This is a genomic window from Pseudomonas sp. TE50-2 (genome assembly GCF_040813665.1).
Taxonomy (GTDB): Bacteria; Pseudomonadota; Gammaproteobacteria; order Pseudomonadales; family Pseudomonadaceae; genus Aquipseudomonas; species Aquipseudomonas soli.
Genome location: NZ_JBFNXN010000001.1, coordinates 4622654 through 4634874, shown reverse-complemented (window position 1 = coordinate 4634874; position 12221 = coordinate 4622654). Strand labels below are relative to the sequence as shown.

12 protein-coding genes are annotated in these 12221 nt (G+C 64.4%); 8 read left to right on the top strand and 4 right to left on the bottom strand.

Translation table 11 applies throughout. The features are described from left to right. Nucleotides 1–97: 97 nt before the first annotated feature. The 3 genes from flgM (at nucleotide 98) to AAHK21_RS21175 (ending at nucleotide 1760) form a co-directional block, all read left to right on the top strand. Nucleotides 98–412: a flagellar biosynthesis anti-sigma factor FlgM gene (gene flgM, locus AAHK21_RS21185; protein ID WP_110702385.1), complete on the top strand. Its 315-nt coding sequence runs from the start codon at nucleotides 98–100 to the stop codon at nucleotides 410–412. A 46-nt stretch (nucleotides 413–458) separates the two neighbouring features. Beyond that, a complete protein-coding gene (locus tag AAHK21_RS21180; RefSeq protein ID WP_367858246.1) occupies nucleotides 459–926 on the top strand; it encodes a flagella synthesis protein FlgN in 468 nt (155 codons plus the stop codon). A 90-nt stretch (nucleotides 927–1016) separates the two neighbouring features. After that, nucleotides 1017–1760: a flagellar brake protein gene (locus AAHK21_RS21175; RefSeq protein WP_367858245.1), complete on the top strand. Its 744-nt coding sequence runs from the start codon at nucleotides 1017–1019 to the stop codon at nucleotides 1758–1760. A gap of 66 nt (nucleotides 1761–1826) precedes the next feature. On the opposite strand, the gene AAHK21_RS21170 is transcribed toward AAHK21_RS21175, so the two are convergent. The 3 genes from AAHK21_RS21170 to bkdR all read right to left on the bottom strand — a co-directional run bounded on the left by AAHK21_RS21170 (nucleotide 1827) and on the right by bkdR (nucleotide 5220). Further along, nucleotides 1827–3155, bottom strand: coding sequence for an MFS transporter (locus AAHK21_RS21170; protein ID WP_367858244.1), 1329 nt, complete (start codon nucleotides 3153–3155; stop codon nucleotides 1827–1829). A gap of 130 nt (nucleotides 3156–3285) precedes the next feature. Then, nucleotides 3286–4527, bottom strand: a complete 1242-nt coding sequence (locus AAHK21_RS21165; protein ID WP_367859014.1) for a glutamine synthetase family protein — start codon at nucleotides 4525–4527, stop codon at nucleotides 3286–3288. A gap of 204 nt (nucleotides 4528–4731) precedes the next feature. After that, complete coding sequence (gene bkdR, locus AAHK21_RS21160; protein WP_028691050.1) at nucleotides 4732–5220, bottom strand: Bkd operon transcriptional regulator BkdR; 489 nt, start codon at nucleotides 5218–5220, stop codon at nucleotides 4732–4734. A gap of 198 nt (nucleotides 5221–5418) precedes the next feature. Here bkdR and AAHK21_RS21155 point away from each other — a divergent pair, with 198 nt between their 5' ends. From AAHK21_RS21155 to lpdA, 4 genes are read left to right on the top strand one after another with little or no spacing between them, the layout of a single operon-like run. After that, nucleotides 5419–6651, top strand: a complete 1233-nt coding sequence (locus AAHK21_RS21155; protein WP_094011875.1) for a 3-methyl-2-oxobutanoate dehydrogenase (2-methylpropanoyl-transferring) subunit alpha — start codon at nucleotides 5419–5421, stop codon at nucleotides 6649–6651. Between the two features lies 1 nt (nucleotide 6652). After that, nucleotides 6653–7711, top strand: coding sequence for an alpha-ketoacid dehydrogenase subunit beta (locus tag AAHK21_RS21150; protein ID WP_038706568.1), 1059 nt, complete (start codon nucleotides 6653–6655; stop codon nucleotides 7709–7711). Continuing rightward, nucleotides 7712–8980, top strand: a complete 1269-nt coding sequence (locus tag AAHK21_RS21145) for a dihydrolipoamide acetyltransferase family protein (protein ID WP_367858243.1) — start codon at nucleotides 7712–7714, stop codon at nucleotides 8978–8980. It abuts the gene before it with no gap. A 2-nt stretch (nucleotides 8981–8982) separates the two neighbouring features. Further along, the gene (gene lpdA, locus AAHK21_RS21140; protein WP_367858242.1) at nucleotides 8983–10362 is read left to right on the top strand and encodes a dihydrolipoyl dehydrogenase; all 1380 of its coding nucleotides are present in this window, start codon (nucleotides 8983–8985) and stop codon (nucleotides 10360–10362) included. A 72-nt stretch (nucleotides 10363–10434) separates the two neighbouring features. Here lpdA and AAHK21_RS21135 read toward each other — a convergent pair whose 3' ends face one another. Then, nucleotides 10435–11433: a sensor domain-containing diguanylate cyclase gene (locus tag AAHK21_RS21135; protein ID WP_023629442.1), complete on the bottom strand. Its 999-nt coding sequence runs from the start codon at nucleotides 11431–11433 to the stop codon at nucleotides 10435–10437. Between the two features lie 253 nt (nucleotides 11434–11686). Here AAHK21_RS21135 and AAHK21_RS21130 point away from each other — a divergent pair, with 253 nt between their 5' ends. Next, nucleotides 11687–12208: a hypothetical protein gene (locus AAHK21_RS21130; RefSeq protein WP_367858241.1), complete on the top strand. Its 522-nt coding sequence runs from the start codon at nucleotides 11687–11689 to the stop codon at nucleotides 12206–12208. Nucleotides 12209–12221 lie beyond the last annotated feature (13 nt).

The following is a 12221-nucleotide window of genomic DNA, read 5'->3' as shown; positions in this document are numbered from 1 at the left end:
GTACGCGTGCCGAGAGGCGGTGATGCATTCACGCCTAAAGTTTTGCTCGGGTAGGCCGAAAGCAAGGCATGCGTCCTAATTCCCAGGGGTTTTGAACATGGTCATCGACTTCAGTCGTCTAAACAATTCTCCGTCCGTCACGGGCGGCGTTCGCGGCAATGCCGCACCGGGCACCGCCGATAAAGCCGGCGCGGCCAGTGAAGCGCCAAAGCAGGCCAATGCCAGCGGAGAAGCCGTACACCTGAGCCCAGAGGCCCAGCAATTGCAGAAGATCAGCGACAAGCTGCGCGACCAGCCAACCGTCAACAGCGCCCGCGTGGCCGAGTTGAAGCAAGCGATCGCAGATGGCAGCTACAAGGTCGATGCCGACCGTGTCGCCAGCAAACTGCTTGATTTCGAAGCCCAGCGCTGACCCTCAGGCGCGCTGACTTCAAGGACGCAACCGCCAAGAGTTAGCCATGCACGACATCACCTTGCTGCAACTGATCGAAAACGACATCGCGCCAACGCAGGAACTGCTCGAACTCCTGCAAAACGAAGCGATAGCCCTGCACGGCCGGGATATGCTGGCCCTGGAGCACATCCTGGCCCGTAAACAGTCGTTGATCATCTTGCTCGAGCAGCAGGGCAAGCGCCGCAGCCAGCTGCTGCTGGAGCTCGGCCTGAGCGCCGACCGCGCCGGCGCACAGGCGCTGGCCGCGCAGTCGAGCAACGGCGAGGCCATCATGAGCCGCCTCGATGCCCTGGGCGAGCTCATGGACGCCTGCCAGCAGGTCAACGAGACCAACGGCCGCATCATCCAGGTCCAGCAGCAGACCACGGCCAACCAGATCAGAATCCTTCAGGGTGGCGATTCTCCGTCGCTCTACGACAGCCGTGGCGGTACCTCGCCAATGGCCAAGCCCCGCGCAATCAGCCAAGTGTGATTAGTTCTATCTTAGTTATATCAAGGCACGGAACATACTGGCAAAATGCCGTAACTTGCGTGTGCCGTTTTGCCTGGAGATTGATAACCCGTGTTCAATGAATCCGATGCTCCCCAGCCCCCAAAGGTGCTGACCACCCCTTTGGAGATCGCGGCCAACTTGCGCCAGCTGCTGGATAGCCACGACCCGCTGATCATCAGCTTCCATGAGCGCAGCCAGCGGTTCCAGAGCTATGTGGTGCATGTCGACCGGGAAAGCGGTGTCCTGGCACTGGATGAAATGATCCCTCGCGACGGCGAGAAGTACATCGAGAGCGGCGAACCCTTCCGCATCGAAGGCTTCCACGACGGCGTGCGCATCGCCTGGGAAAGCAGCATACCGCTGACCATCACCGAGATCGACGGCCACCGCTGCTACCGTGGCCCGCTGCCCAATGAAGTGACCTATCACCAGCGCCGCAATGCCTTCCGCGCCGCGCTGAAGCTGTCGCAACTGGTCGATGTGACCCTCGATGGCACCCACCTCAAGGGCAACGGCGCGCTGCGCGGCAAACTGCTGGATATCTCGGCCACCGGCTGCAAACTGCGCTTCGACGGCAACGTCGAGGATCGCCTGCAATTGGGCCAGGTCTACGAGCGCTTCAAGGCCGGCAACCCACTGGGGTTGACCGACACCCTGGTCGAACTGCGCCACCTGCACTTCGAAGAGCGCATCAACACCACCTTCGCCGGGGTTCGCTTCCACAACCTCAACGGTCAGGCCCAGCGCAAGATCGAGAGCTTCGTCTACCAGCTGCAGCGTGAAGCGCGGCGGTTCGACAAGGACGACTATTGATCGTCGCCAGCCCATGAAAAACGCCACCCCTCGGGTGGCGTTTTCATTTGGGCCTGGGCAGGCCGTTTAGGAAACCGATTTGCCCACCTCGCCTTGCGCCTGCGCACCGGCATCCTCCTCGGTATCTTCCGCCGCCACCGGCGCCTGCATCACATCCTGCACCGTCTGTTCATCCACCCGTGGGTCGAGGGCCGCCGACAAGGGCGAGCCCGCCGCCGGCATCGCCACGTGCCCCAGTGGCGCATCCTGAACCTGATGCAGCCCGGTGACAGCCTTGGGCCGAATGCGCCAGACCAGCACAAGCGCGAAGAACACGAAAAAGGCGTAGAGCATCTGCGCCCCCAACAGCTTCATCAGCACCCCGGCCGCCAACGGCCCGATACAGGCGCCCACACCATAGGTGACCAGCAGCATGGCGGTCAGCGAGACCCGCCGCTCGCTCTCCACGTGGTCATTGGAGAACGCCACCGCCAAGGGGTACAGGCAGAACTGCAACAGCGATATGACAAAGCCCATGGCGAACAGCAGCTCGAGCGGAACCCCCGGCAGGATCGCCAGCGGCGCGGCAGCCAGGGCCAGGCCGATGGCCACGCTGCGGATCAGCACGGCGCGGTCATAGCGGTCGGAAAGCCAGCCCAGCGGCCACTGCACCAGCAGCCCGGCAAAGATGCAGCAGCCCATGAACAGGCCGATCTGCTCGGTGCTCAGCCCCTGGCTGGACGCATACAGCGGCGCCAGGCCATAGAAGGAGCCGACGATCAGGCCCGAACCGAGCACCGTGGACAGCGATTGCGGCACGCGCTTGATGAAGAACTTCGGCTCCATCGGCGCTGGGCGCAACGGTGCGGGGTGAATGCGCCGGGTCATGGCCACCGGCACCAGGCACAAGGCAAAGCACATCGCCACCAGCATCAGCAGCTCCGGCCCCAGTTGCGGGTGCACCACCAGGATCAGCTGGCCGAGCACCAGCCCCAGGTAGGAGGCGATCATGTAGCCGCTGAACACCGCGCCGCGGTGCTTGGCGTCGGCCTGTTCGTTGAGCCAGCTCTCGATGACCATGTACTGGCACATCATCCCCAGGCCGACGATCATGCGCAGCCCGACCCAAGCCGGCAGCCAGTTGGTCAGCCCATGCCCGAGCACCGCGGCGCCGACAATGCCGGCACAAGTGGCATAGGCACGGATATGTCCGACCCGGCCGATCAGCCGGTGCCCTACCTTGCCCCCCACCGCCAGGCCAAAGTAGTTGGCCGCCATCAACGCACCGATCCACAGGCTGTCGACATGATCGGCGGCCAGGCGCAAGGCCAGGTAGGTACTCAGCAGGCCCGAGCCGATCAGCATCATCAAGGCGGCGAAGTACAGCGACTGAAACGGCTTCCAGATATTTCGCATACGTCCCGTCAAGCTCCTTGACCAGGTGGCGTTGGGTTGCAGGCAAGCATAAAAGCAAATCCATCTTGGCACAGGCCCCCAGGCAGCAAAAAGAGCCGTGGGGGCGCATCCAGTAGCGGTCGTGTCGCGCTCAGGCCTGCGCGGCCAGCACACGGCGCTCCCAGGGGGTGATTTCATCGAAGAAATCGCTGAGCTCCAGGGTCTTGGTGGCGATGTAGCCTTCGATGAACTCCTTGCCGAACAGTTCCCGCGCCAGGCCGCTGCGCTTGAGCCGCTCAAGCGCGGCATGCAGGGTGCAAGGCAGGCTGAGGTGCTCCGGCACCTCGAACTCGCCCTGGATCGCCGGCGTCGGCGCAATCTGCCGTTCGATACCGTGCAGGCCGGCGGCGAGGCTCGCGGCAATGGCCAGGTAGGGGTTGGCATCGGCGCCCGGCAGGCGGTTCTCCACCCGCCGCGCCACAGGTGAGCTGGCCGGGATGCGCAGGCCCGCGGCACGGTTGTCCTCGGACCAGCAGGCGTTGTTCGGTGACGCATAAGGGTGGCACAGACGCTGGTAGGAATTGACGTTCGGCGCGAACAGCACGGTGAAGTCGGCCAGGCAGGCCTGCAGGCCACCGATGAAATGGTGGAAGGTGTCGGTCGCCCTGCCCTGCTCGTCGCTGAACACATTGCGCCCACTGCCGACCTCCACCAGGCTCTGGTGAATGTGCATCGAACTGCCGGGCGTGTGCGCCAGTGGCTTGGCCATGCACACCACGGTCAGGCCATGCTTGAGCGCGACCTCCTTGAGCAGGTGCTTGAACAGGAAGGTCTGGTCGGCCAGCAGCAAAGGATCGCCGTGCAGCAGGTTGATCTCGAACTGGCTGACGCCCATCTCGTGCATGAAGGTGTCGCGTGGCAGGCCCAGCGCCGCCATGCAGCGGTACACCTCGTTGAAGAATGGCCGCAGGCCGTTGTTGGAGCTGACACTGAAGGCCGAGTGGCCCATTTCCCGGCGTCCGTCCTTGCCCAGCGGCGGCTGGAACGGCTGGGTCGGGTCGGCGTTGGCGGCAAAGACGAAGAATTCCAGCTCGGTCGCCACCACCGGTGCCAACCCGCGCTCGGCGTACCGGGCGATCACCGCCTTGAGCTGGCCACGGCTGGACAACCCCGAAGGAGTGCCATCGAGTTCCACCGCATCGCAGATCGCCAATGCCCGAGGCTCGTCGCTCCAGGGCAGGCGGTGGATCTGCGAGGGTTCGGCCACCAGCGCGAGGTCGCCATCGTCGCTGCCATAGTATTTTGCCGCCGGGTAACCGCCCATGATGCACTGCAGCAGCACGCCACGGGCCATCTGCAAGCGACGCCCCTCGAGGAAGCCCTCGGCGGTCATCACCTTGCCGCGGGGCACGCCATTGAGGTCGGGGGTGACGCACTCGATTTCATCGATGCCCTCCAGGAGCACTGCCTGGTTGTGCGGGCCTTCGGTCGTCATGACGCTGTCCTTCTTGTTGTGTTCGCATGCCGGGAATGGCGACGTACACAACATAGGCCGGGGGTGTTTAAAATATCAAGCACCCCAGGCACCGCGCCCGGATCATTGCTCGCGCAACGTCATGCCATTGGCCGGCAGCGGCAACGCGGTCTTGTAACGCACCTGCTTCAAGGCAAAGCTGGAGCGAATGTTCGCCACCCCGGGCAAGCGGGTGAGGTAATCGAGAAAGCGCTCCAGTGCCTGGATGCTTGGCAGCAGCACCCGCAGCAGGTAGTCCGGGTCGCCGGTCATCAGGTAGCACTCCATCACCTCAGGGCGCTCGGCAATTTCTTCCTCGAAGCGATGCAGCGACTGCTCCACCTGCTTTTCCAGGCTGACATGGATGAACACGTTCACATCCAGCCCCAGCGCCTCGGGTGACAACAATGTCACCTGCTGGCGAATCACCCCCAGCTCCTCCATGGCCTTGACCCGGTTGAAGCACGGCGTGGGCGACAGGTTGACCGAGCGCGCCAGCTCCGCGTTGGTGATGCGGGCGTTTTCCTGCAGGCTGTTGAGGATGCCGATATCCGTTCGATCCAATTTACGCATGAGAGAAATTGACCTGGTTTTTGTGTTTGTACGGAATGTTTATCTGCGCCACAGGAGAAAGGCAACGAACTTGAGAGAAAAATTCTCCTGCCGTCCCCCTATGATGTAAAAAGACGCTGACCTGCCAGTCACGAGCCGGCAGTCAGCGGCGGCCGCTTCAAAGCTCACAAAAACAACATTCGAGCGAGCGTAAAAAGCATGAACGAGTACGCCCCCCTGCGTCTGCATGTGCCCGAGCCTACAGGCCGGCCAGGCTGCCAGACCGATTTCTCCTACCTGCGCCTGAACGACGCCGGTCAAGTCCGTAAACCCCCTATCGATGTGGAAGCCGCCGACACCGCGGACCTATCCTACAGCCTCGTGCGCGTGCTCAACGAGCATGGCGACGCCGTTGGCCCGTGGGCCGAGGGCATCGAGCCGCAGGTGCTGCGCCAGGGCATGCACGCCATGCTCAAGACGCGCATCTTCGACAGCCGCATGGTGGTTGCCCAGCGTCAGAAGAAGATGTCCTTCTACATGCAGAGCCTGGGCGAGGAAGCCATCGGCAGCGGCCAGGCCCTGGCCCTGAACCGTACCGACATGTGCTTCCCCACCTATCGCCAGCAGAGCATCCTGATGGCCCGCGACGTGTCGCTGGTCGACATGATCTGCCAGCTGCTGTCCAACACCCGTGACCCGCTCAAGGGCCGCCAGCTGCCGATCATGTATTCGGTGCGCGAGGCCGGCTTCTTCACCATCAGCGGCAACCTGGCCACCCAGTTCGTCCAGGCGGTCGGCTGGGCCATGGCCTCGGCGATCAAGGGCGATACCAAGATCGCCTCGGCATGGATCGGCGACGGCGCCACGGCCGAGTCCGACTTCCACACCGCCCTGACCTTCGCCCACGTGTACCGCGCCCCGGTGATCCTCAACGTGGTCAACAACCAGTGGGCGATCTCGACCTTCCAAGCCATCGCCGGGGGCGAGTCGACCACCTTCGCCGGCCGTGGCGTGGGTTGCGGCATCGCTTCGCTGCGCGTCGACGGCAACGACTTCATCGCGGTCTACGCCGCTTCGCGCTGGGCCGCCGAACGCGCCCGCCGCGGCTTGGGCCCGACGCTGATCGAATGGGTCACCTACCGCGCCGGCCCGCACTCGACTTCGGACGACCCGTCCAAGTACCGCCCGGCCGACGACTGGAGCCACTTCCCGCTGGGCGACCCAATCGCCCGCCTCAAGCAGCACCTGATCAAGCTTGGCCACTGGTCCGAGGAAGAGCACCAGGCGGTCACCGCCGAGCTCGAGGCCGAGGTGATCAAGGCGCAGAAGGACGCCGAGCAGTTCGGCACCCTGAGCAATGGCCATATCCCCAGCGCCGCGTCGATGTTCGAGGACGTGTACAAGGAAATGCCCGACCACTTGCGCCGTCAGCGCCAGGAACTGGGGGTCTGAGATGAACGATCACAACAACAGCATCCATCTGGAAAACGCCATGTCCACCACCACCATGACCATGATCCAGGCCCTGCGCTCGGCCATGGATGTCATGCTCGAGCGCGATGACAACGTGGTGGTCTATGGCCAGGACGTTGGCTACTTCGGCGGCGTGTTCCGCTGCACCGAAGGCCTGCAGACCAAATACGGCAAGTCCCGCGTGTTCGACGCGCCGATCTCCGAAAGCGGCATCGTCGGCACCGCCGTGGGCATGGGCGCCTACGGCCTGCGCCCGGTGGTCGAGATCCAGTTCGCCGACTACTTCTACCCCGCCTCCGACCAGATCGTCTCGGAGATGGCCCGCCTGCGCTATCGCTCGGCCGGCGAGTTCATCTCCCCGCTGACCCTGCGCATGCCTTGCGGTGGCGGCATCTACGGCGGCCAGACCCACAGCCAGAGCCCCGAGGCGATGTTCACCCAGGTCTGCGGCCTGCGCACCGTCATGCCATCGAACCCCTATGACGCCAAGGGCCTGCTGATCGCCTCGATCGAATGCGACGATCCGGTGATCTTCCTCGAGCCCAAGCGCCTGTACAACGGCCCGTTCGACGGCCACCACGACCGTCCGGTGACGCCGTGGTCCAAGCATCCGCACAGCGCCGTGCCGGATGGCTACTACAGCGTGCCGCTGGACAAGGCGGTGATCACCCGCCCGGGCAACGACGTCACCGTGCTGACCTACGGCACCACCGTGTATGTGTCGCAAGTGGCGGCCGAAGAGAGCGGCGTCGACGCCGAGGTCATCGACCTGCGCAGCCTGTGGCCGCTAGACCTGGAGACCATCGTCGAGTCGGTGAAGAAAACCGGCCGTTGCGTGGTCGTGCACGAAGCCACTCGCACCTGCGGCTTCGGCGCGGAACTGGTATCGCTGGTCCAGGAGCACTGCTTCCATCACCTCGAAGCGCCGATCGAGCGCGTCACCGGCTGGGATACCCCCTACCCCCACGCACAGGAATGGGCTTACTTCCCCGGCCCTTCGCGGGTAGGCGCGGCACTGAAACGGGTCATGGAGGTCTGAATGGGCACGCACGTCATCAAGATGCCGGACATTGGCGAAGGCATCGCGCAGGTCGAGTTGGTGGAATGGTTCGTCAAGGTCGGCGATGTGATCGCCGAAGATCAAGTGGTGGCCGATGTCATGACCGACAAGGCCACCGTGGAAATCCCTTCGCCGGTCAGCGGCAAGGTGCTGGCCCTGGGCGGCCAGCCTGGTGAGGTGATGGCGGTCGGCAGCGAGCTGATCCGCATCGAAGTCGAAGGCAGCGGCAATCATGTCGACACGCCCCAGGCCAAGCCGGCCGAGCCGGCACCTGCAGCGGCGCAGGCTGCAGCCCGCCCCGAGCCACGCGTCGAGCCCCAGCCGCAGGTTGCCGCAACCCACGCAGCCGCGCCCATCGTGCCGCGCGAGGCCCATGACAAGCCACTGGCCTCCCCGGCGGTACGCAAGCGTGCCCTGGATGCCGGTATCGAACTGCGCTACGTGCACGGTAGCGGCCCGGCCGGGCGCATCCTGCACGAAGACCTCGATGCCTTCATCAGCAAGCCGCAGAGCAGTGCCGGGCAGGCACCCGGCGGCTACGGTAAACGCACCGACAGCGAGCAGGTACCGGTGATCGGCCTGCGCCGCAAGATCGCCCAGCGCATGCAGGACGCCAAGCGCCGCGTCGCCCACTTCAGCTACGTCGAGGAAATCGACGTCACCGCCCTCGAGGCCCTGCGCCAGCAGCTCAACGCCAAGCATGGCGACAGCCGCGGCAAGCTGACCCTGCTGCCGTTCCTGGTACGCGCCATGGTCGTCGCCCTGCGCGACTTCCCGCAGATCAACGCTACCTACGACGACGAAGCCCAGGTCATCACCCGCCACGGCGCGGTGCACGTCGGCATCGCCACCCAGGGTGACAACGGCCTGATGGTGCCCGTGCTGCGCCATGCCGAAGCCGGCAGCCTGTGGAGCAACGCCAGCGAGATCGCCCGTGTCGCTAACGCGGCGCGCAACAACAAGGCCAGCCGTGAAGAGCTGGCCGGCTCGACCATCACCCTGACCAGCCTCGGCGCCCTCGGCGGCATCGTCAGCACCCCGGTGGTCAACACCCCGGAAGTGGCGATCGTCGGCGTCAACCGGATGGTCGAACGGCCGATGGTGATCGACGGCCAGATCGTCGTGCGCAAGATGATGAACCTGTCCAGCTCGTTCGACCACCGCGTGGTCGATGGCATGGATGCCGCACTGTTCATCCAGGCCGTGCGCGGCCTGCTGGAACAGCCCGCCTGCCTGTTCGTGGAGTGATCATGCAAGAGCTCATCAACACCACCCTGCTGATCATCGGTGGCGGCCCCGGCGGCTATGTGGCCGCCATCCGCGCCGGGCAACTGGGCATCCCCACCGTGCTGGTCGAAGGCCAGGCCCTGGGCGGCACCTGCCTGAACATCGGCTGCATTCCGTCCAAGGCGCTGATCCACGTGGCCGAGCAGTTCCACCAGGCCAGCCGCTACACCGAACCCTCACCGCTGGGCATCAGCGTGTCCTCGCCGCGCCTGGACATCAGCCGCAGCGTCGAGTGGAAGGACGGCATCGTCGACCGCCTCACCAGCGGCGTCGCCGCGCTGCTGAAAAAGCACGGCGTGAAGGTGATCCATGGTTGGGCGAAGATCCTCGATGGCAAGAGCGTCGAAGTCGATGGCCAGCGCATCCAGTGCGAACACCTGCTGCTGGCCACCGGCTCCAGCAGTGTCGAACTGCCGATGCTACCGATTGGCGGGCCGATCATTTCCTCCACCGAGGCCCTGGCGCCCAAGGCCATGCCCGAGCACCTGGTGGTGGTCGGCGGCGGCTACATCGGCCTGGAGCTGGGCATCGCCTACCGCAAGCTCGGCGCCAAGGTCAGCGTGGTGGAAGCCCGCGAACGCATCCTGCCGACGTACGACGCGGAACTCACCGCGCCGGTGGCCGACTCGATCAAGAAACTCGGCATCGCCCTGTACCTGGGCCACAGTGTCGAAGGCTATGCCGACGGCTGCCTGCTGGCCAGCGACGGCCAGGGTGGGCAACTGCGCCTGGAAGCTGACCAGGTGCTGGTGGCCGTGGGCCGCCGTCCACGCAGCAAAGGCTTCGGCCTGGAAAGCCTGGACTTGAAGATGAACGGCGCCGCCATCGCCATTGATGAGCGCTGCCAGACCAGCATGCGCAACGTCTGGGCCATCGGCGACGTGGCCGGCGAGCCGATGCTGGCGCACCGGGCCATGGCCCAGGGCGAGATGGTCGCCGAGATCATCGCCGGCAAGAGCCGACGCTTCGAGCCGAGCGCAATCGCCGCGGTGTGCTTCACCGACCCGGAAGTGGTGGTGGTCGGCAAGACCCCGGAACAGGCCGGCCAGCAAGGTGTGGATTGCATCGTCGCGCAGTTCCCCTTCGCCGCGAATGGCCGGGCCATGAGCCTGGAGTCGAAGAGCGGCTTCGTGCGCGTGGTGGCTCGCCGTGACAACCATCTGATCCTCGGCTGGCAAGCCGTGGGCGTGGCGGTTTCCGAACTGTCCAGTGCCTTCGCCCAGTCCCTGGAAATGGGCGCGCGCCTGGAAGACATCGCCGGGACCATTCATGCCCACCCGACGCTGGGCGAGGCGGTACAGGAAGCGGCGCTGCGCGCCCTGGGGCACGCACTGCACATCTGATTGAAGACACTGAAGCGGCACTAGCCGATTTGGCCCGCTGCGCCCCAGGCGCCGCGGGTCTTTTTTCAGCCATCACTCGGCTACGGTGTTCTTGCCATCCGCCTTGGCCCGATACAGCGCCTGATCCGCCCGTGCCAGCAACCCGCCGACATCGTCACCCTCACGCCACTGCACCACGCCATAGCTCATGGTCAGCCGACACGTGCCGATGGGCTCGATCGCCGCCATCGCCGTGCGGATCGCCGACGCCACCTCACAGGCCTGTTCCAGCGATGTGCGCGGCAACACCACGGCAAACTCATCACCTCCCCAACGTGCCAGCAGTCCCCGACCGCCCAGGCACTGACGGATGCGCTCGGTGACCTCGATCAGCGCGGCATCCCCGCGGGCATGACCGTGCAGGTCGTTGATCGGCTTGAAGTCGTCCAGGTCCATGGCGATCAATGCCAGTGGCTCACGGAAGCGCCGGGCGCGCTCGCACTCCTGCTGAAGCGTTTTCTCCAGGCGATAGCGATTGGCGGTACGGGTCAACGCATCCCGCTCGGCCAGTTCGCGGTTCTCATCCAGTTGCCGCTGCAACTGCTGGTTGACCCATGACAGCTCACGGGTACGCTCGGCCACCTGGCCCTCGAGCGATTGGTTGCGCTGTTCGAGCTCCTCCACCAGGCGCTTGCCTGCATCGATATTGCGATGGGCCCCAAGCATGCGCGCCACCGAGCCATCGGCGTTGCGGGCGATGATATGGCCGCTGTCCTCGACCCACAGGTAACTGCCATCCTGGCAACGGCACCGGTACTCGATGCGGTAGCGCTCGTTGCGCTGGGTGATATAGGCCTCGAAATGCGCCATCACCCGTGGATAGTCCTGCGGGTGTATCACGCTTTCCCAGGTCAGCACGGAGTTGTCCAGCGAGTGGCTGGGGTAACCCAGCATCGCGTACCAGCCCGGGTTGCGGTAGACATAGCCGCTGTTGGCATCCCAGTCCCAGATGCCGTCGCTGATCAGTTCGAACAAGGTGTGCAATTGCTGCTCGGTGAAGCCAGCCGGTATCGGCTTTGCTGCCTGACTCATGGACGCTCTCCCTGTTGCCCAGCAACTGCGCCCCGTAACCGGTGCTGCCGACACTTATTTTTTGCCGCTAGCGGCAATACCGTTCCTCTGCCGGGCAAGCATATTCCGAGCGAGAGGTCGCCGGAATAGCCCTTGCGGCCTATTTTGCCGTTCCACCATCGCTGGCACAGCTTTTGCCCCTTTAGTCGCCTCTCTAACAGTCGTTCATGGAGGAAACATGCTTATCACAGCGAACGGCCTGAACTGGCAGGCCGTGCAAACGCAACGCAGCGCTCTCGAACATCCCGCCGCGCAGATGCCCGCGCTCCAACCGCTGATGGCCAGCGCGAAATCTTCGGCACAGCAGAACAATCAGGACAGCACGTCGCAGCAACACGCCGAAGACAATCGCAAGGAGGCCTTCGCCAAGCTGATGGTCATGCTGCAGAATCCGGACGCGGCCAAACGCGAACAGGCCAGCGTGGGCAAACAGGAAGGATCCAGCGCCCTGCAGGAGTTTCGCGATTACATGGCCAAGTCGCCGGCAGAGAAGATCAAGGAAAAGATGCTTCAGGAGCTGGGCTTGAGTCCGGAGGAGTACGACGCGTTGCCGCCCGAGCAGAAAATGAGGGTCGATCAGCTGATCGCTCGACGTATGCAGGAAGAGATTGAAGCGAAGGTCCAGGCCAAGGTCGAACATCAGGCGCAAAATGCGCAGGTCGCCAGCCAGTCGCATGGCAGGCTGACCTCTGAGGATGACCGGGATATCGAGCAACGCTACAGCGCCCAGCTCTGAGGCAGGCACGCGG